Source organism: Phyllobacterium sp. P5_D12 (assembly GCF_054049495.1).
The window spans coordinates 1-1,240 of sequence record NZ_JBFUMG010000898.1; the positions used below are offsets into that span (position 1 = coordinate 1).

Annotated in this window: 2 protein-coding genes; one reads left to right on the top strand and one right to left on the bottom strand. The window is 53.8% G+C overall.

Annotated elements, in window-relative coordinates:
* Window positions 1–131 precede the first annotated feature (131 nt).
* Window positions 132–749: a TetR/AcrR family transcriptional regulator gene (locus tag ACXJ5O_RS27435; RefSeq protein ID WP_457302666.1), complete on the bottom strand. Its 618-nt coding sequence runs from the start codon at window positions 747–749 to the stop codon at window positions 132–134.
* Window positions 750–903: 154 nt separating this feature from the next.
* On the opposite strand from ACXJ5O_RS27435, the gene ACXJ5O_RS27440 reads away from it, so the two are divergent.
* Window positions 904–1,152 carry a hypothetical protein gene (locus tag ACXJ5O_RS27440; RefSeq protein ID WP_457302667.1) on the top strand — a complete coding sequence of 83 codons (249 nt, stop codon included), beginning with the start codon at window positions 904–906 and terminating at the stop codon, window positions 1,150–1,152.
* Window positions 1,153–1,240: the final 88 nt, after the last annotated feature.

Sequence of the window (1,240 nt, forward strand, 5' to 3'; positions counted from 1 at the left end):
TTCCTGTCGTTTCGGTTCAGACGCCTCCAATCATACAAGGCCGGCTCCTCAATATCGATGATCGACAGCCGGGCACAAACACAATCACTTGAATGGTGCGCATTCAGGGAATTGTTTTTCAGAAAGATTTATCAGTGTTTGGAAAATGCATCGATCAAGGCTTCGCAGGTCTGCTTCAGCCGCTGTTGCGGGCCTTCGATACCGATGCTCTGACCACAGACGCGCGCGCCTTCGACGAGGAGTACGAGCGCCTGAGCGAGTTGTTCGTACTGCTGAACGCCCGCCCTGCGGCAAAGCTCGACCAAATGCTGCATATGCGCTTTTTTAGCGTCCATGATGACTTTTTGGGCCGGGTGACCGGCTTCTTTTAGTTCAACCGCCGCATTGACGAGATCGCAGCCGCGCAAATCATTGAAGATACGTTGGGCAGCCTCATCGACCCAACCCCGCAACTGCCTGGCCGGATCGCCGGGATAGGCGTTCTCCAGATCGACCCAGATACGTTCCTTTTCGCTCGAAACCTGCTTCAGGCACTCGCAAACCAGATCGTCCTTGCAGCCAAAGTGGCGATAGAGCGTCATCTTGTTGGAGCCGGCAGCCTCGGCGATGGCGTCGACACCGATACCCTTGATCCCATGCTGGCGGAACAGCTCTATGGCGCTCTTCACGATCCGCTCACGAGGACGTTCCAGTGTGGTCACGAGCTTGTCAGAACTATCTGCTATTGTTTTCGAAGGGGTACTTGACATTGATGTTACCGCTTAGTAACTATTGGGACGTTACTGACCGGTAACACACATTGAATGCCGAAGTCAATTCGCTCGTTCGCCACCCTGCCCGTAACCCCCAACGCCGTAATTTTGATCCAATACCGTTTTACTGGTCATCGAGAAGGAGACCAATATGTCCCAGTTTTATTCCGACCTTACCCAGTCACAAGTCCTTTCGGACCCGCTGATCAACGCTGTCATGCGTGCCGATCGCGTCAGCCGAAAAGAGCTCGAGCTCCTTATGACGACCGTGGCGTCCAAAAATTTTAGTCATGAGACCGTCGGCGAATGGCGCCGTCCGTTAACGGCTTTCGTCTCGGCACAGCCGCTGAAAGGCAGCACGGACCTTTTGAGCAAGGTATGCCAAGGGGCTGCTTGCTAACGACTGATTGAGACTCGATCAAAAAACTGCGGTTCTTCTACGGAAGGGCCGCAGTTTTTCGTTGAAACTCTAGCTGAAGACCCACGGC

Coding starts and splice junctions, on each gene's coding strand:
- ACXJ5O_RS27435 (WP_457302666.1), bottom strand. CDS start 749: ATGTCAAGTACCCCTTCGAAAACAATAGCAGATAGTTCTGACAAGCTC.
- ACXJ5O_RS27440 (WP_457302667.1), top strand. CDS start 904: ATGTCCCAGTTTTATTCCGACCTTACCCAGTCACAAGTCCTTTCGGAC.